The organism is Paraclostridium sp. (assembly GCF_051657365.1).
In the GTDB taxonomy this organism is placed as follows: domain Bacteria; phylum Bacillota; class Clostridia; order Peptostreptococcales; family Peptostreptococcaceae; genus Paraclostridium.
Genome location: NZ_JBOFKN010000223.1, coordinates 47,795 through 65,752, shown reverse-complemented (window position 1 = coordinate 65,752; position 17,958 = coordinate 47,795). Strand labels below are relative to the sequence as shown.

At 28.5% G+C, this 17,958-nt stretch carries 17 protein-coding genes and 1 other annotated feature; all 17 genes read right to left on the bottom strand.

Annotated elements, in window-relative coordinates; genetic code table 11:
* Positions 1–107 precede the first annotated feature (107 nt).
* On the bottom strand, positions 108–3,215 hold the full coding sequence (gene ileS, locus ACRCYC_RS17615; protein ID WP_438620409.1) for an isoleucine--tRNA ligase: 3,108 nt from the start codon (positions 3,213–3,215) through the stop codon (positions 108–110).
* A gap of 61 nt (positions 3,216–3,276) precedes the next feature.
* Positions 3,277–3,509 (bottom strand) — a binding site (T-box leader).
* A 65-nt stretch (positions 3,510–3,574) separates the two neighbouring features.
* Positions 3,575–4,084 (bottom strand): DivIVA domain-containing protein, encoded by a 510-nt coding sequence (locus ACRCYC_RS17610; RefSeq protein WP_438620408.1) that lies wholly within the window; start codon positions 4,082–4,084, stop codon positions 3,575–3,577.
* An 11-nt stretch (positions 4,085–4,095) separates the two neighbouring features.
* Positions 4,096–4,881, bottom strand: a complete 786-nt coding sequence (locus ACRCYC_RS17605) for an RNA-binding protein (protein WP_438620407.1) — start codon at positions 4,879–4,881, stop codon at positions 4,096–4,098.
* 21 nt (positions 4,882–4,902) lie between these two features.
* On the bottom strand, positions 4,903–5,154 hold the full coding sequence (locus tag ACRCYC_RS17600) for a YggT family protein (protein ID WP_438620406.1): 252 nt from the start codon (positions 5,152–5,154) through the stop codon (positions 4,903–4,905).
* Positions 5,155–5,171: 17 nt separating this feature from the next.
* Positions 5,172–5,642 (bottom strand): cell division protein SepF, encoded by a 471-nt coding sequence (locus tag ACRCYC_RS17595; protein ID WP_438620405.1) that lies wholly within the window; start codon positions 5,640–5,642, stop codon positions 5,172–5,174.
* A 28-nt stretch (positions 5,643–5,670) separates the two neighbouring features.
* The gene (locus ACRCYC_RS17590) at positions 5,671–6,375 is read right to left on the bottom strand and encodes a YggS family pyridoxal phosphate-dependent enzyme (protein ID WP_438620404.1); all 705 of its coding nucleotides are present in this window, start codon (positions 6,373–6,375) and stop codon (positions 5,671–5,673) included.
* Between the two features lie 8 nt (positions 6,376–6,383).
* On the bottom strand, positions 6,384–7,607 hold the full coding sequence (locus ACRCYC_RS17585) for an HlyD family efflux transporter periplasmic adaptor subunit (RefSeq protein ID WP_438620403.1): 1,224 nt from the start codon (positions 7,605–7,607) through the stop codon (positions 6,384–6,386).
* A 237-nt stretch (positions 7,608–7,844) separates the two neighbouring features.
* Positions 7,845–9,317, bottom strand: coding sequence for a stage IV sporulation protein A (gene spoIVA, locus ACRCYC_RS17580; RefSeq protein ID WP_438620402.1), 1,473 nt, complete (start codon positions 9,315–9,317; stop codon positions 7,845–7,847).
* Between the two features lie 83 nt (positions 9,318–9,400).
* Entirely contained in the window at positions 9,401–10,423 is a 1,023-nt protein-coding gene (locus ACRCYC_RS17575) for an NAD(P)H-dependent glycerol-3-phosphate dehydrogenase (protein ID WP_438620401.1), read from the bottom strand.
* Positions 10,424–10,452: 29 nt separating this feature from the next.
* Positions 10,453–11,064, bottom strand: a complete 612-nt coding sequence (gene plsY / locus ACRCYC_RS17570) for a glycerol-3-phosphate 1-O-acyltransferase PlsY (RefSeq protein WP_438620400.1) — start codon at positions 11,062–11,064, stop codon at positions 10,453–10,455.
* Between the two features lie 11 nt (positions 11,065–11,075).
* On the bottom strand, positions 11,076–12,398 hold the full coding sequence (gene der, locus ACRCYC_RS17565; protein WP_438620399.1) for a ribosome biogenesis GTPase Der: 1,323 nt from the start codon (positions 12,396–12,398) through the stop codon (positions 11,076–11,078).
* Positions 12,399–12,412: 14 nt separating this feature from the next.
* Positions 12,413–13,741, bottom strand: coding sequence for a DUF512 domain-containing protein (locus tag ACRCYC_RS17560; RefSeq protein ID WP_438620398.1), 1,329 nt, complete (start codon positions 13,739–13,741; stop codon positions 12,413–12,415).
* Positions 13,742–13,832: 91 nt separating this feature from the next.
* Positions 13,833–14,024: a capping complex subunit for YIEGIA gene (locus ACRCYC_RS17555; RefSeq protein WP_438620397.1), complete on the bottom strand. Its 192-nt coding sequence runs from the start codon at positions 14,022–14,024 to the stop codon at positions 13,833–13,835.
* A gap of 15 nt (positions 14,025–14,039) precedes the next feature.
* Positions 14,040–14,954, bottom strand: a complete 915-nt coding sequence (locus ACRCYC_RS17550; RefSeq protein WP_438620396.1) for a YIEGIA domain-containing protein — start codon at positions 14,952–14,954, stop codon at positions 14,040–14,042.
* A gap of 27 nt (positions 14,955–14,981) precedes the next feature.
* The gene (locus ACRCYC_RS17545; protein ID WP_438620395.1) at positions 14,982–15,899 is read right to left on the bottom strand and encodes a YIEGIA domain-containing protein; all 918 of its coding nucleotides are present in this window, start codon (positions 15,897–15,899) and stop codon (positions 14,982–14,984) included.
* 62 nt (positions 15,900–15,961) lie between these two features.
* On the bottom strand, positions 15,962–17,248 hold the full coding sequence (locus tag ACRCYC_RS17540; protein ID WP_438620394.1) for a HAMP domain-containing sensor histidine kinase: 1,287 nt from the start codon (positions 17,246–17,248) through the stop codon (positions 15,962–15,964).
* A 13-nt stretch (positions 17,249–17,261) separates the two neighbouring features.
* Positions 17,262–17,954: a winged helix-turn-helix domain-containing protein gene (locus tag ACRCYC_RS17535; protein ID WP_438620393.1), complete on the bottom strand. Its 693-nt coding sequence runs from the start codon at positions 17,952–17,954 to the stop codon at positions 17,262–17,264.
* Positions 17,955–17,958: the final 4 nt, after the last annotated feature.

The following is a 17,958-nucleotide window of genomic DNA, read 5'->3' as shown; positions in this document are numbered from 1 at the left end:
AATTAAGTTGTATACAATATCTTTAACCATTTTTTGCATAATTTTTTTTAATTCTTGCAAAAACAAAAAAATCCCCAGATTATTCATCTAGGAATTTTTTTATTTTTTTATTTTCTTATAACTTTTATACCAGTCATATGGTCATTTAAGTTATGTTTTTCTATATCTTCATCTTCAACTCTACTTATTTCTATAGCTAGAGTTTCTGATTTTATATAATCTGAATATTCATTTATAGCTTTTGCTATTTCGTCATCTGAACAATATTGTATATCTATGTTATCTAATACATCAAAGTCATTAGATTTTCTTAATTGTTGTATTTTAGATATAAACTCTCTTGCATATCCTTCATTTATTAAAGTTTCATTTAAAGTTGTATCCAATATTACAAATAGATTATTTTCCATTGTAACATTAAATCCTTCTTTAGCTGATATATTTATTAACACATGTTCTTTGTTAAAGTTGAAATCTTCACCATCTATATCTACAGTTATAGACTCACCAGCTTCTAATTTAGAAACCACTTCACTTGCATCAAGTTTATTTAATGTACCTGCAAAGAATTTCATTTTAGATCCTAGAACTGGACCTAGAACTTTAAAGTTTGGCTTTAATGTAAAGTTCATATATTCACCTAAATCTTTTGCAAATACAACTTCTTTAACATTTAATTCTTCTTTTATTAAATCCACTACATCACTTATAGTTTCTTCGAATTTTCCATCGACTAAAACTTTTTGTATTGGTTGACGAACTTTTATTCTTGTAGCTTCTCTTGATGCTCTTCCTAATGTGACTAAATTTTTAACTAAATCCATTTTTTCTTCTAAGTTGTTGTCTATTAAATCCATCTTAGCTTTTGGATATGTTGTTAAGTGAACTGAAGTTTCATTAGTTAAGTTTCTGTATATTTCTTCTGCTATATATGGTGTAAATGGAGCTATTAACTTACAAAGTTCTGTTAATATTTCATAAGTTGTATTATAAACTGATTTCTTATCTTCAGTTAATTCAGTAGCCCAGAATCTTCTTCTTGAACGTCTTATATACCAGTTAGATAAATCTTCATTTATAAACTCTTGTATCATTCTAACAGTCTTATTTAATTCAAATATTTCTAAGTTTTCTTCTACTTCTTTCTTTAAGTTGTTAAACTTAGATAATATCCATCTATCAAGTTCTGGTCTATCTTTGTATTCAACAAAGAATTCTGAAGGGTTTATTCCATCAGTATTTGCATATAGAGTAAAGAAGTTGTAAACATTTTTCATAGTTCCTAAGAATTTACTTTGTACTTCTTTTAATCCATCTACATCAAATCTTGTTGGAGTCCATGGTGGAGATACATATAATAAATACCATCTTAATGCATCTGCTCCATATTGATCAAATAATTCAAAAGGATTTACTGTGTTTCCTCTTGATTTACTCATCTTTTTACCTTCTTTATCTAATACTAAATCGTTAACTAAAACTTTTTTATATGGAGCTTTTCCTGTAACGAAAGTAGATATAGCAAGTAATGAGTAGAACCAACCTCTAGTTTGATCTATACCTTCACATATAAAGTCTGCTGGGAATAACTCATCAAAGTTTTCTTTGTTTTCAAATGGGTAATGATGTTGTGCAAATGGCATAGATCCACTATCAAACCAACAGTCTATAACTTCAGTTACTCTTGTCATAGTTTCTCCACACTTTTCACACTTAAAGTGTATATCATCAACATATGGTCTGTGTAACTCTATAGTCTCTGGATCTATATTTTCTATAGCTTTCTCAGCTAATTCTTTTCTAGAACCTACAGACTCTTTATGTCCACATTCACATTTCCATACATTAAGAGGAGTTCCCCAATATCTACTTCTAGATATTGCCCAGTCATTTAAATTTTCTAACCAGTTACCAAATCTTCCTTCTCCAACGAAGCTTGGATACCATTCAACAGTTTTGTTATTTGCTATTAATTGGTCTTTTAATTTAGTCATTTCTATATACCAGCTTGGTTTAGCGTAGTATAAAAGTGGAGTTTGACATCTCCAGCAATGTGGGTAGTTATGAGCTACTTTTTCCTTGCTGAATAATTTATTTTCTCCATGTAACCATTTTATTATTTCAACATCTACTCCATCTTCCATTACGAATTTGCCTTCCCATGGAGTAGTTGTAAATTTACCTGATTCTGAAACTGGTTGTAATACTGGTAAATCATATTTTCTACCTAAGTTGTAGTCATCTTCACCAAATGCTGGTGCTGTATGAACTATACCTGTACCATCTTCAGTTGTTACGTAATCTCCACAAGTTACAAAGAATGCTTTTTTATCAGCTTCAACAAATGGCATTAACTGTTCGTATTCAACATACTCTAAATCTTTACCTTTTAATTCTTCTATAACTTCATAGTCTTCACCTAAAACTTTATTAGCTAAAGCTTTAGCAACATAATAAACTTCATCATTTTGTTTAACTTTTATATAATCTATTTTAGGTCCTACAGTTAAAGCTACGTTTGATGGTAAAGTCCAAGGAGTTGTTGTCCATGCTAAGAAATATTCATTAGCATCTTTTCTTTTAAACTTAGCTATTACTGTATTATTTTTTATTTCTTTATATCCTTGAGCAACCTCGTGAGATGCAAGACCAGTTCCACATCTTGGGCAATATGGAAGTATCTTATGACCTTCATATACATATCCTTCTTTATTAAACTTATCTAGTATCCACCATACAGATTCTATATAATTGTTATCTAAAGTTATATAAGGATTGTCTAAATCTATTTCATAAGCCATTCTTTCAGTCATATCTCTCCATTGTTTTTCAAATGTAAAAACAGACTCTCTACACTTTTTATTAAATTTATCTAATCCATAAGCTTCTATTTGTTGCTTATCTGATAAACCTAATTCTTTTTCTACTTGTATCTCAACTGGTAATCCATGTGTATCCCATCCAGCTTTTCTTTTTACTTGATATCCATTCATAGTTTTATATCTACAAACAGAGTCTTTAAGAGTTCTAGCTATAACATGGTGTATTCCTGGATTACCATTTGCTGTCGGAGGTCCTTCGTAAAATACAAAACTAGGATCATTTTTACCTTTTTCTAGAGTTTTCTCTAGCATATTTATATCATTCCAGTACTCAGATACATTAGCTTCCGCTTCTTTTACTGAAGAGTCCACTAGTGACTTAAATTTAGTCATTCTAATCCACCTTCCTTTTTTGGTTTTTATTTAATTTATACATAAAAAAAACCCGCCCCTAGAAAGGGACGAGTTATTACTCGCGTTACCACCCTAATTTCACACATGTAAATTTAGTATTTACATATGTAACACTCTTTCAATTTAACGGTATCTACCCGGCACAGCTTAATAGTTTAATCGTTCAGCCTGCAGCTTCGGAGTGATCTTCATCTTTATAAATTTATTGGTTCTCAGCTTACCCAACTCTCTGTAAAATTATCTAAAGCCTACTTTCTCCATCATAGCCTTTATTTATAAATATAATATTGTATATGTATGAAATTTTATAATAAATTGTACAAATAGTCAATATATTTTTATTCTAGAGCATCTGATAATTCTTTTTGAAGCTCTTCTATTTTTTCAACACTATTTTCATCTATATCAGAAAATATATCATCTACACTTCTAATCTCATCTTCTAATAAAGATTTAAATTTATTTCTAAATACTTTAAACTCCTTGACAATAGAATCATATTCTTTTCTAATTTCTATAACCCTATTGTTAGCTTGTTCAATTATTTGTCTTGATCTTAACTCAGCTTCTTCTACTATTATTTTAGCCTTTTTATGAGCCGCACTACAAGTATCTTCAGCTGCAGTTTGAGCTGTAATAAGTGTTGCTTTTAATGTTTCTTCTATATTTTCATATTTATTTATTTGATCATGATACATTCTAACCTTTTCTTTCAAGTCTAGATTTTCTCTGTATACATTCTCAAAATCTTCTTTTACTATGTCTAAAAATTCATCTACTTCATCTTCTCTATATCCACGTATTCCTTTTTTAAATTCTTTATTTTCTATTTCTACTGGAGTTAGCATATATTCCCCTCCTATAATATTATTCTCGCTTTTACCTTGATCTTGCCTTTTTTAGTAACTTCACCTATTTCAGTTATTATTACTCTTCCTTTTCCTCTTACCGATATAAGAGATTCGCTTTGAACTAATTTTGATATAGAAGTTATCTTTTCATAATCAACAAATACTTTTTCTGAATTTATAAGTTTTAAACTATCTTGCCTTGAAATATTATATATTCCACTTATTATACAATCTAATCTTTGAGATGATATAGTAGACGATATTTCTTTAAACTTATACTGTGAGTATTTTATTTGATTAGTACTTATTTCTTTTACAGTAATATTATTTTTAGAAACCTTAGTTAAGTTCATTTCTATAAAATCCGATATATCTTTACTAACAACAACTTGACAAAAGTTATCATGTATATTTATATCTCCAATTTTTTCTCTTTTTATACCTAGTCCAAGTAATGAACCTAGATAATCTTTATGTTTTATTTCTTTAAATTTAAAATTTCCCTCTATTTGTAATGCTTTAACTGGCAATTCTATATCTTCATATTCCATATAATAAGGGTATATGCATATTAAACTTCTTTCAGCTTCATTTATACCGCCTTCAACGGTATATTTAATGTCGCTAAAACTAGTTAATATAGCTGTTGCACTTTTTATCTCATAAGGATTTAAAAAATCTGTATATCTTATATCATAGTTTTTTATACAAGCATATGCTTTATCTATAACTTTAAACATTTTATTTTTTAAATCAATATCTCTAATGTGATTCGTAAGTGTTATTTTATCCATAATTAATTGCTAAATCACCAGTTAAAATATAGAACTTATTAATATTCTTATAAGTTGTAATGCAAATATTGCAACTATAGGTGAAAAATCTATGGGACCCTCAAAATATCTGTGCATTACATTTCTTATCGGTCCCTCTATAGGTTCTGTTAACATACCTATTACATCATATGCCTTTGATTCTACAGCTCCTGGTATCCAAGTCATAAATGCTCTTATTATTATTGCATATTGAATAATATTAGTTAAAACAATTAAAGAGTATTTTATCATATTTATATTACTCCTTTTTATTTATTTTGCCATGGGAAAAATGCTTTACTTTCTAATTCTTTTTTCATGTTCGCATCTATATCTACATTATTAGGTGCTAATATAAATATAGCTTTAGATACTTTCTGTATACTTCCATCTAATACATAAACAGCTCCATTCATAAAATCAAATATAGATTTACGAGTAACTGCATCATCTAAGTTTTCTAAATTAACTATTACAGCTCTTCTTTGTTTTAGTTGATCTGCTATAGAAGTAACTTCTTCATATTTTTTAGGTTCAACTATAACTACTTTCATTTGTCCAGCTGTATGTATATTAACTATTTTGTTACTCTTAGGTTGTGTTATAGATCCTACTCCACCGCCTAAATCTTCTTCTACTTCTATTTCTTCTTCTATTTCTTCCATTTCTTCGTCCATTAAATCTTCATCTACTTCATCAGTCATCCAATCTTTTATCTTGCCTAAAAAACCATTGCCCATAATCAACATCCTCCATTACATTATATTTTTATTTTTTATTGTAGTTTCTCTGCCCAAATATAGAAGTACCCACTCTTACAAAAGTAGCTCCTTGTTGAACAGCTATTTCAAAATCATTGCTCATCCCCATAGATAACTCATTCATAGACACATTATTTATATTTTCATTATCTATATTTATAGATAAATCTTTTAATCTTTTAAATACAGATTTGATTACTTCTTCATCCTCTGTATTAGGTGCCATAGTCATAAGTCCTTTTACACTTATGTTTGGATAATTTTCGGATATATCTTTTATAAAGTCTATAGCATCTTCTTCAAGTATCCCATGCTTACTTTCTTCTTTAGATATATTCACTTGAATTAAACAATTCACTTGCTTGTCTATTTTTTCTGCTCTTTTTTGAATTTCATCACATAATGAAAGCCTGTCTATCGAGTGTATCATGTAAACTTTATCAATTATATATTTTACCTTGTTAGTTTGTAAACTTCCAATAAAATGCCATCTTACGCTATCACCTATTGCATCGAACTTTCTTGCTAATTCCTGGGGTTTATTTTCACCTACATCTGTAGTTCCACAACTTATAGCTTCTTTTATTGCATCTACATCTACAGTTTTTGTTACTGCTATCAGTTTAACATCTTCTTTTGGTCTATTTGATATTTGACACGAATTTTCAATTCTATTTTTTATAGTATCCATATTATATTTAATAGTGTTCATTTAATCACCTACTTTAGATAAAACCCTTTCTTAAATTTAGGGTTTAATATTATTTCATCATAAATACTTACAGTATCTATTCCTTTTATGTCATTTTTATAATGATCAATAATTATATATTCTTCACTCTCATATAAAGTTCCTTTTACTTCTACAAATTTTGCATCTCCAGTTTCAGATACAACGTAAACTCCTTGTTTATCATCAACCTTCAAAATAGCATTCTTAGGAACTTTTAAACCTTCTATTGACTTATATATTATATCAAATTCTTGGACTCTTGTATCATAAATTTCCACATTTTGTTCACTTATCTCTAATATAACTATGTAATTTGAACCATCTTTGTATATATCATATACATTAGCATTTATTTTTTCAATCTTACTAGATAAAATAACTTCTTGTCCTATCTCCATTTTTTTAACTTCATCATCACTACAACTTATAGCTACATACTGTTTTGAATTATTAATAACCCTAGCTACAGGTTCTCCCTTTTTTACAATTGTATCCTTTTCTATATCCATGTATTTACTTTCTATGCTTTCTATATCCATTGTTTTTATTTCGCTAATTTTATCAAAGTTAAAATTATCTTCATTGCCATCAAACTGATAAGATATACTTCCTGAATTTTCAGCTCTAAAAGTCTCAGTATTTTTATTTATTAAATCACTAACCTCTTTTGCCTGTGATTGTTTATTTTTAAGTGATTTATCATTGAAATCACTATTTATTAAATGATTTCTATCTTTTATTAAAAAATTGATATTTTCAACTTCCTTATGTATGTCTATATTATTATCTAATATTTTTTTTTGTATCCCAAGACTTATATCACTTATATTTTTATTTATTTTTTCTACATCTGATTTGACAACTTTTGTATTCCCAACTTGTATATTTGATATATCTGTTTGTAATGAATTTAATTTTTCTTTATCTGATTTATTTACATTTTCATTATATATATAGGCTATTTGATCATCTTTCTTTACCCTTGAATCTTCTTTTACACAGTATTCTATATTTCCATCCATATTAGCATTTATCAAATATTCATCCCTTATTATTAATCCTTTCTTCTTAAAACTTTCTTGTATGGTTTGATTTTCTAACACTAAAGTATCTATATTATTCTTCATTACCATAATAATCACATTTGAAACTATATAAATTAATATACACCCTAAAATTATTTTATTATACTTTAATTTTACCCTCTTCAATCTTTATCCCCCTAACATAAATTACTGCATACTATATTTATTTCTTCAATTAAAATTCAACTCCTTCTTATATTGAATTTAACTAAAAATGAATTACTTATAAATAACTTACTTTATCTAAATTTATATTCATTTTATGTTTTCATCTTTATTAACAATCAAAAGCATATATTTGGAATTATATTTGGAACTTTTTCACATAAAAAGGCGCATACTATATAGTATGCGCCCATCTTTTTATAAAATAATAGTTATTATATTTGAACAACCATCATTGATTATTTTTTGTAAAGTTTTTTGTATCTTAAATCTTACGTCTTCTGGCATCATATACAACTTACTTTGTAGTTGATCTTTAACAAGATCATGTAATGATTTTCCAAATAAATTATATTCCCATATTTCATTTGGATTTTCTTCAAATCCTTTTAAAAGACTTTCTAACATTTCTTTACCTTGTTGTTCTGTTCCTACTCCTGGAGATATTTCTGTTGAAATATCAGCTTTAATCATATGAATAGATCCAGCCTTAGCTCTCAACCTTACCCCGTATTGTTTCCCTTGCTTTACTATTTCTGGAACATCTAATGTTAACTCATCTATTGTAGGAGCTACTAATCCATATCCTTTTTCTCTAACATCTATTAACGCCTGCTCTACTTTTTCATATTCTGTATTGACTCTAGATAGTCTAGTTACTAAGTTTAGTAACTCATACTCTCCATCTATTTTAAACCCACTCTTCTCTTCCAATACATTATAGAATAAATCTTTTTTAGTTCCTAAATTTATACTTATTACCCCTTCTCCTAACTCAACATTATCAACTTGGGTTTCTTCTAAGAAATCTAACTCCTCAAATCCATCTATAATATTATTTACATCTCTTATAACCCCAACATCATTTATACTCTGCTTTATTGCACATATTATATTATTCTTTATCCAATGATTCTTTTCTAACCCTTCTATCCACTTAGGGAAGTTTATATTTATTTCATTAACAGGAAAATCATACAACACATTTTCCATAACTTCTTCTATGTCTTCTTCATCCATAGCTAAAACATTTAATGGTATTACTGGTTTATCATATTTTTCTTCTAATTCTCTTTTTAATTCTAAAGTTTCTTCAGCGTATGGATCTAGAGTATTTAAAACTATTACAAATGGTTTTCTCAATTCATTTAACTCATTGATAACTCTTTCTTCAGGTATAGAATATCCATGTCTATCTATGCCTGTAACACTTCCATCTGTAGTTATTACAATACCTATAGTAGAGTGGTCTCTTATAACTTTTTTAGTTCCTATTTCTGCGGCTTTTTCAAAAGTCATAGCTTCATTTGACCATGGAGTAGATACTAGTCTTTGCTTTCCATCTTCCTCATGTCCTAAAACGCCATCAACTATGTACCCTACACAATCTACCATTCTAACTTTCATTGAAACATTTTCTTTAATTTTTATTTCTACTCCATCTGCTGGAACAAATTTAGGCTCAACTGTCATTATAGTCTTACCTGAACCACTTTGAGGTATTTCATCTTGTGTTCTTTCTCTCTTAAATTCATTTTCTATATTAGGTAAAACTAACAACTCCATGAATTTTCTTATAAAAGTAGACTTACCTGTTCTAACAGGACCAACTACACCTATATAGATATCCCCCTGAGTTCTTTTTGCTATATCTTCATATATATTATTCATCTATAACCCTCCTGCATACAAATTCTTAATAAAGTATATTTGAATAATAGGATTAATATTACAAAAAGAAAAAAAAACTAGATTTAAATATCTAGTTTTTCTTTAACTACCTCTTCAACTTCGTGAGTTCGATTTCTCATCATTAACTCATCTACTACTTTATCTGTATCTGATCCGTTATGTAGGACAGAATAAATAGCATTAGTTATAGGCATTTCTATATTCAATTCTTTAGCAACTTCATAAGCAACTTCAGTCGCTGTAATTCCTTCAACAACCATTTTAACTTCTTTTAGCGTTTCATCTAAGCTCTTACCTTGCCCTATAAGAATACCAGCTCTTCTATTTCTACTGTGCATACTTGTGCAAGTAACTATTAGATCTCCTATTCCTGATAGTCCTGAAAAAGTAGATGCTTTTGCGCCTAATGCAACTCCTAATCTACTTATTTCTCTTATTCCTCTAGTCATAAGAGCTGCTTTAGCATTGTCTCCATATCCTAATCCATCGCATATTCCAGCTCCAAATGCTATTATATTTTTTAAAGCTCCACCAAGCTCAACTCCAACAACATCTGGATTTGTATATACTCTAAATTTAGGACTCATAAATATGTCTTGTACTTTTTCTGAAGCTGTTAAATCTTTTGATGCTACAACAACAGTAGTCGGTATATCTCTTGATACCTCTTCCGCATGAGATGGTCCAGATAAAACTACATATTTACATTCTGGCAATTCTGTTTCACATACTTGTGATAACCTTAATCCTGTTCCTTTTTCTAAACCTTTTGCAACGTCAACTAATATTTGATTAGATTTTACAAATGGCTTTATTTGCTTACATATACTTCTTACAGCTTGAGAAGGAACTGCCAATACTATAATAGAACTATTATTTACAGCTTCTTCTAATTCAGTTGTAACACTTATATTTTCAGGTATATTTACTCCAGGAAGATAATCTTTGTTTTCTCTAGTTTGATTTATATTTTTAGACTGTTCTTCGTTTAAAGTCCACATTGAAACATCGTAGCCTTTTTTAGCTACCACAAGAGCTAATGCAGTTCCCCAACTTCCAGCTCCTAATACACAAATTTTTTCCATAGAAACACCACCTAAATACAATTAAAGTATTATTTTTTTTCACCTATTTTTCTTTCCGTTCCATTTATCAGTCTCTTTATGTTTTCTTTATGTTTATAAGCTACTGATGCAGATAAAAATAGTGTAACAGCTACACCTTTGTAGTTTCCTATAAATAGCATTATTATAGGAGATGTACATATACTAAGCACAGATCCTAGCGAAACATACTTAGTTACATATACAATTAATATAAAAAATGCAAAACAGCTTAAAGCTATAATTGGATTAATTGCTATCATTGCACCTAAAGATGTAGCAACACCTTTCCCGCCTCTGAATCCTAAAAACACTGGCCAATTATGTCCTATTACAACAAATACAACAGCTATATATGCTGAATTAATCATATCCATATGAGTCACATATGCTATTAATCTAGCAATAAGAACTGCTGCGACACCTTTAAGTAAATCGCCTAAAAAAGTCAATGCTCCAGCTTTTTTGCCTAAAGTTCTTAATACATTTGTTGATCCTGCATTTCCTGAACCTTGGGTTCTTATATCAACACCCATCATTTTTTTTGCAATAATATATGAAGTTGATATGCTTCCTATACAATAGGAAATAATAACTATAATTAGGTAATTTATCATATTCATCCCCCTAATTTCTATCTTCTCTTTTCTCTATATTCAAATCTAACAGGCGTACCTTCAAATCCAAAGTTTTCTCTTATTTTATTTTCAAGATATCTTTGATATGAGAAGTGAGTAAGGCTCTTATCATTTATAAATAAAGTAAACTTAGGTGGTTGTGTTCCTGTCTGAGATCCATAGTATATTTTTAATCTCTTTCCTTTATCTGAAGGTGGTTGATTAAGAAGTACAGCTTCTCCTATTACATCATTTAATGTTGATGTTGGAACTCTCTTAGCATGTTCTTCAGCTAAAAATACTACTGATTCTAATATTTTATTCATTCTTTGATTAGTTTTAGCAGATACGAAAACTATAGGTGCATATGCCATGAACGGGAACTTATCTCTTATTTCTTTAGTGTATAAACTCATCGTTTTATCATTTTTTTCTATTAAGTCCCACTTATTTATTACAAATAAACAAGCTTTACCTTCATCATGTGCAATACCTGCAACCTTAGTATCTTGCTCTGTAACACCTTGTTCAGCATCTATTACTATAAGTACTACATCTGCTCTATCAACAGCACTCATAGCTCTTATTACACTATATTTTTCTACATTCTCATATATTTTACTTTTTCTTCTTAATCCTGCTGTATCTATTAAAAGGAATTTATGATCTCCCTTTTCTAAGTAAGTATCTATTGCATCTCTAGTTGTTCCTGCTATAGGACTTACTATAACTCTATCTTCTCCTAGCATATTGTTTAATATAGAAGACTTTCCAGCATTAGGCTTACCTGTTATTGCTACTCTTATTATATCTTCGTCATACTCTGTGTCTAATCCTTCTGGGAAATTAGCTACAACTTCATCAAGTAAATCTCCAAGCCCCATACTATTTGCACTAGATATTCCAAATGGAGTTCCTAGTCCTAATTCATAAAAATCATATACATTGTCAAATTGACTTTGGCTATCAATTTTATTTACAACTAGTATAACTGGTGTTTTTGTTTTTCTAAGCATTTGTGCTACTTCTCTATCTGCTGCTGTAAGTCCTGCTTTCCCATCAACAACAAACATTATAACATGAGCCATATCCATAGCAAGCATAGCTTGATTTCTCATTTGAGATAATATTATGTCATCACTATTTGGCTCTATACCACCTGTATCAATAAGTGTGAAATATTTATTCAACCATTCAACCTCTGTGAATATTCTATCTCTTGTTACTCCTGGAGTATCTTCAACTATTGAAATTCTTTTTCCTGCTAACTTATTAAATAATGTTGATTTTCCAACATTAGGTCTTCCTACTACTGCAACTACTGGTCTATTATCGTTCATAATAATCTCCCTTCTTATTTTAATATCTTGTCAACAAAGTCTTTACCTTCATTTAAGCAAGGTATGACTTCAATATCCATAATGTCTTTTAACTCTTGTAAAGTCATATTATCTAAGAATATTTCCTCATCTGCTTTTAACATACTTCTTGGTATATATAAAGTTTGTCCTAGATCTTTATCCTTAAGTTGGTCTATTATATCTGTAGCTGTTATTAGTCCAGATACAGTTATCGTATCCCCAAAGAAATTATTTATTATTTTGTATACTTCTATTTCTACATTTGGACATTTTTCCATTACACACTTTGCCATATCATTCATAAAGTTATATGCCGAATGCCCTGTAGCTATAGATATTTTTTTGCTAATATTTGATTTATCGTTAGGTATATTTTTCAAGTAATCTTTTATTTCTCTTTCAAGTTTACTTATCATACCTACTCCATTTTCAAATTGTATAAAACCTTCATACTCATCATATTCTAATAACTGCTTATTGGCAATCATATAAAATTCATCAGATAAAAATATAAATCTAGTTCCTATTTCTTTAAGGTACTTATTTTGTAATTTATGAACTAAATCAATAGTTTCACTTGCTGTATTTTCATTAAATATATCTAAATTTGGAAGGTGATCTCTATGTTTAGTTATTCCTACCGGAACAGCTGCCGCACTATTTACATATGGATATAACTTTGTTAAATCTGATACAGTTCTCTCTAATTCTTCTTTATCATTATATCCTGGACATAAAACAATTTGACAGTTCATTTGTATCTGCGCATCAGCTAATCTTTTCATTATTTCATATAATCTACCTGCAAACTTATTTTTTATCATAGTTTGTCTAAGTTCTGGATTAGTAGTGTGTACAGATATATTTATAGGGCTTATCCTATATTTAATTATATTATCTATATCCTCTTCACTCATATTCGTAAGAGTTACAAAATTTCCTTGTAAAAACGATAATCTTGAATCATCATCTTTAAAGTAAAGCGTCTCCCTCATTCCTTTTGGTAGTTGATCTATAAAACAAAATACGCATTTATTTCTACAACTTTTAGCTTTATCTATTATAGGATTAGTAAATTCTATACCTAAATCCTCATCATATTCTTTTTCTATCTCATATACATAAATTTCATTGTTTTTCTTCTTTATCTCAACTTCTAAGTACTCATCACTTAACAAGAATCTATATTCTATTATATCATGTATAGGTTGATCATTTATAGAAATCAGTAAGTCTCCAACTTCTATACCTAATTCTTGTGCAATACTGTCTTTATATACTTTACTTATTATATTATTTATGTTTTTTACATTTACTTCCATAAATTTCACCACTTTTCATTTTAAGTACATCACATTATATTAACACGTTTTATTTAAAATAGTCAATAAAAAGGTACCATTAACGGTACCTTTAATGCCTTACTATTATTAGAGTTCCATGTAATACGTCATGTACCATGCCACCCATAGTTTTAGATATTATCAAAGCTCTATCTTGTAATTCTTTTTCATTTTCTACATAAAACACAGGAAAGTTAGAAGATTTCATATCTTTATTTATAGTTACTATAGCTAGTGTGGCATCAGTTATACTTACATTCATATTTCACACCCCTTTTTAATTTTTTATAGTAAATCTTTTTAATGCCCAGTTTTTCCCTCTAGAACTCTCTATTATAGGAGTGCTTTTTACAGCTGCAATTAATTTATTTATATCTTTTTCTATAGGTATATAAGGCATTAGTAAACTTTCATTTTTAGGGTTTCTTCTTAAAAGAGGTATAAAGTCTGGTTCATCAGGAGTTCTCATTATCCCTAACCTAGAATAAGCTATGTTTGCTATAGTTTGTCTTTGTCCAGGATTTAAAATTATTCCACTATTTGTGTAACTTCCATCCTTAGGTATTATTTCTACAGCTAATCCATAGTCTAAATATCTCTGTCTAGATGACTCTAATCCTATATTTGAAATTACAACATCATTAACTTTTAATAAAGGTCCATCAAATGATATTTTAGCAGGAACTACTTCTGCAATAGCACCTATGCTCTCTCTTACAAATAATTTTTTAAATATAAGTGCTAATGCTATTCCTGCTATAGAACCTAAAAATATACTTCCGCTTTCATTTAAATATAACTCCGTTTTCGCGAGATGATAAACAGAAGATGTTGTAAGTGCTGTAAGTATGCATGTATAGCTTCTTACTTCATATGTCAAAGCTATTTCTTCTATAAAACCTCCTCCTCGCTTTACTAAAAGTGAATCTTCCATATCATTTAACACATTTCGTTTGCTATGTCTAACTTGTCTGAATTGACTTGCAGCTAGAGATAAAAAAGTTATAGATGTATATGATTTTTTAATTAATGCTGGAACTAACATAGCTCCTAACGCTGAACCTATAACTGCCAATACAATTTGTGACACTAACATATTAGGTTGCGTTGGATACTGTTTTCTATCATTTTTCAATGTTATAATCCTAGAAATAATACCTATCGCAATTCCAATCAAGAAAATACCTTTCATAAATTACACCTCTTATAATTCTTTGTTTTATTTGCTTTTCGCATATGCATTATTATTGCCTTTTGAACTATCTAGTATAGGTGTGCTTTTTATTGCCTCTACAGTTAAAGCTATGTCTTTTACTAATGGTATAAATCCAAAATTAACCGAGTTGTCACTTGGATTTGTTCTAGCTATAGGAGAAAATTCTGGTTCATCTACATCTTTATCTATACCCATATGTGTATACACATTGTAAAGCATTGCTTGTTGTTGTGCTGGGTCTCCAATTATTCCTGCAGATACTAAATCCTTTGGCACAACTTTTAAACCTATACCCTTTTTAAGATACTTATTTCTCGAGTTTTCTAACCCTATATTGGTTATAACAACTCCACCAACTTTTAATAATGGTCCATCAAATTCTATCGGAACTATCTCAACATCTACTATATCTTCTAAACTTTTATTTGCTAATATTTTTTTGAATATGTAAGCAACTATTCCCGTTGCTATAATTGATCCTAAAACACACATAATAAAGTTTAATTTCAAAATATTATTGCCTAATATAAATGCAATAGATGCCGCTAGAGATGAGAATATACTTAAATAATTTCTAACCTCATAATTTTTAGAAACATCATGAATGTAAGTTATCCCTTTTCCAACTAGTTCATTTGGTTCTATATTAGATAAAGTAAGTTCTTCTTCACTCGCAACTTCTTGGAATTGTTGTATTCCTACAGATAAAAAAGTTAATGCTGCAAATTCTTGATCTAATAATGCAGGAAATGCTATTGCTCCAAGTGCTGATGCAATAAAAGATAATATTAATTGTTCTATATAATCTTGTGGTAATGTAGGTTGTTGTTTGTTTATTATCCTTAAAACTATAAGTCTTGATAATACCCCCAAAACTAAAGCTACCCCAAATGCACGCCTAAATAATGTAGCATCATCCATTTTTAATCCTCCTTTTTATTTTTGCTACATTTATTTTGCTCAAAAAAACAAAAAAAATTTCCTTAATCAAGGAAATTTTTTTTAGGTATAGTAACTATAAATTCAGTTCCTACATTTAATTCACTTTTAACATCTATGTTTCCATTTAAAGATTTAACGATATGCTTAACTATAGCTAATCCCAATCCTGTTCCACCCACATCTCTACTTCTAGCTTTATCCACTCTATAAAATCTTTCAAAAATCCTTAAAGTATCGTCTTTTGGTATTCCAATTCCATTATCTTTTATTTTTATAACTATATTTTTTTCATCTTGATATATTATAGTTTCTACAAATCCTCCATCAGAAGTATATTTAATAGCATTATCTATTAAATTTAAAAATATTTGCTTTATATAGTCTCTATTTGAGTCAATTTCAAGCTCCTCATCTTCAATTTTATACTTTAATTCTATATGTTTTGATCTTGCAGAATTTATAGTTAGCTCATATACTTCTTTAAATATATTTGATAAATTTATTTTTTCATTACATATAGTATCTTTATTTTCTATAAATGAAAGAAGTAAAATATCATCTATAAGTCTTTTTAATCTATCAGATTCATTTTCAATTATACCTAAAAATCTATCTCTAGTTTTATAGTCTATATTTTCATTTATCCTCAATGTTTCTACAAACCCACTTATAGACGTTAGTGGAGTTTTTAATTCATGTGTAACATTTGCTACAAAATCACTTCTCATGTTTTCTAATCTTACTCGTTCTGTAATATTTTCTATATTTATTATAGATCCAATTATAACATTTTTACTACTTTGAAGGTAAATTGGATCTAATTTAATGTTATATACAATTTCTTCATCATTAGTAATTTGCTTCATTTTTGTTTTTTTAGATCCTATAAACCTAGATATCTCTCTTAATATGGTTTCATCTTTTATTACGTGATTTATATTCTTTCCTTCTATCAATTCTTTTTTTGAGGTCTTTATTATATTCTTTCCCTCTTCATTTATCAGTAAAACATTTCCATTTATATCTATAGCTAAAATACCATGCGATATACTTTTTACAATAGATTTAAGTTGTAAATTTTTATATTCAACTTCTTGTATAGTCGTGTCTATTGTGTCTATCATATAATTAAAATTGTCAACTAACTCTCCTAGTTCTCCTTTTGCAGAGATGTTTATCTTGGAATGAAATTCTTTATTACTTATTTTTTTAGATACAGATATAAACTCTTTTAAGTAATTTCTTAGATTCATAGCATATCTTATTGATATTATAGAAACTATAATAGATATTAAAACAACGAAAAAATATATACTGCTATTTGTCATATTAAAATGCTCCTTAATCTATTTTATATCCAATTCCTCGAATAGTTTCTATGTACTTTTCATCTTCATTAATTCCTTCAATTTTCTTTCTTAGATATCTTATATGAACATCTACCGTTCTAGTTTCACCATAATATTCATATCCCCATATCTTATCTAAAAGGTAATTTCTAGATAAGACTTTACCTTTATTTTGTAATAATAACCTTAATAATTCAAATTCTTTAAGTGTTAAATCTATTTTTTCTTCACCTTTAAGAACTTCATGTTTTTGTAAATTTACAGTTAAATTTCCAACTCTTAACATAGTTTTTTCAGGTTCAGAGTTATTTACATTATACCTTCTTAAAACTGAATTGCTTCTAGCTAATAATTCTTTGATGCTAAATGGCTTAGTTATATAGTCATCTGCCCCTGCATCTAATCCTTCTATTTTGTCATTTTCTATATTTTTAGCTGTTAACATTATTACAGGTATATTTTTCAAATCTTTATCACTTCTTATTTTCTTTAAAAGTTCTATACCACTTATATTCGGCAACATCCAATCTAGTAAAATCAAATCAGGGCTAATCTCCTTAGCTTTAATAAATCCATCAAATCCATCATATGATGAATGTACCTCGTAATCCATAGTTTCTAAATTAAATTTAAGAAGTTCAACAATATGTTTTTCATCATCTATAACTAAAACCTTAGTTTTCATCTTA

Coding starts and splice junctions, on each gene's coding strand:
- ACRCYC_RS17560 (WP_438620398.1), bottom strand. CDS start 13,741: ATGGAAGTAAATGTAAAAAACATAAATAATATAATAAGTAAAGTATAT.
- ACRCYC_RS17535 (WP_438620393.1), bottom strand. CDS start 17,954: ATGAAAACTAAGGTTTTAGTTATAGATGATGAAAAACATATTGTTGAA.
- ACRCYC_RS17595 (WP_438620405.1), bottom strand. CDS start 5,642: ATGGGCAATGGTTTTTTAGGCAAGATAAAAGATTGGATGACTGATGAA.
- plsY (WP_438620400.1), bottom strand. CDS start 11,064: ATGAATATGATAAATTACCTAATTATAGTTATTATTTCCTATTGTATA.
- der (WP_438620399.1), bottom strand. CDS start 12,398: ATGAACGATAATAGACCAGTAGTTGCAGTAGTAGGAAGACCTAATGTT.
- ACRCYC_RS17590 (WP_438620404.1), bottom strand. CDS start 6,375: ATGAACACTATTAAATATAATATGGATACTATAAAAAATAGAATTGAA.
- ACRCYC_RS17610 (WP_438620408.1), bottom strand. CDS start 4,084: ATGCTAACTCCAGTAGAAATAGAAAATAAAGAATTTAAAAAAGGAATA.
- ACRCYC_RS17540 (WP_438620394.1), bottom strand. CDS start 17,248: ATGACAAATAGCAGTATATATTTTTTCGTTGTTTTAATATCTATTATA.
- ileS (WP_438620409.1), bottom strand. CDS start 3,215: ATGACTAAATTTAAGTCACTAGTGGACTCTTCAGTAAAAGAAGCGGAA.
- ACRCYC_RS17550 (WP_438620396.1), bottom strand. CDS start 14,954: ATGAAAGGTATTTTCTTGATTGGAATTGCGATAGGTATTATTTCTAGG.
- ACRCYC_RS17605 (WP_438620407.1), bottom strand. CDS start 4,881: ATGGATAAAATAACACTTACGAATCACATTAGAGATATTGATTTAAAA.
- ACRCYC_RS17545 (WP_438620395.1), bottom strand. CDS start 15,899: ATGGATGATGCTACATTATTTAGGCGTGCATTTGGGGTAGCTTTAGTT.
- ACRCYC_RS17555 (WP_438620397.1), bottom strand. CDS start 14,024: ATGAATGTAAGTATAACTGATGCCACACTAGCTATAGTAACTATAAAT.
- spoIVA (WP_438620402.1), bottom strand. CDS start 9,317: ATGAATAATATATATGAAGATATAGCAAAAAGAACTCAGGGGGATATC.
- ACRCYC_RS17600 (WP_438620406.1), bottom strand. CDS start 5,154: ATGATAAAATACTCTTTAATTGTTTTAACTAATATTATTCAATATGCA.
- ACRCYC_RS17575 (WP_438620401.1), bottom strand. CDS start 10,423: ATGGAAAAAATTTGTGTATTAGGAGCTGGAAGTTGGGGAACTGCATTA.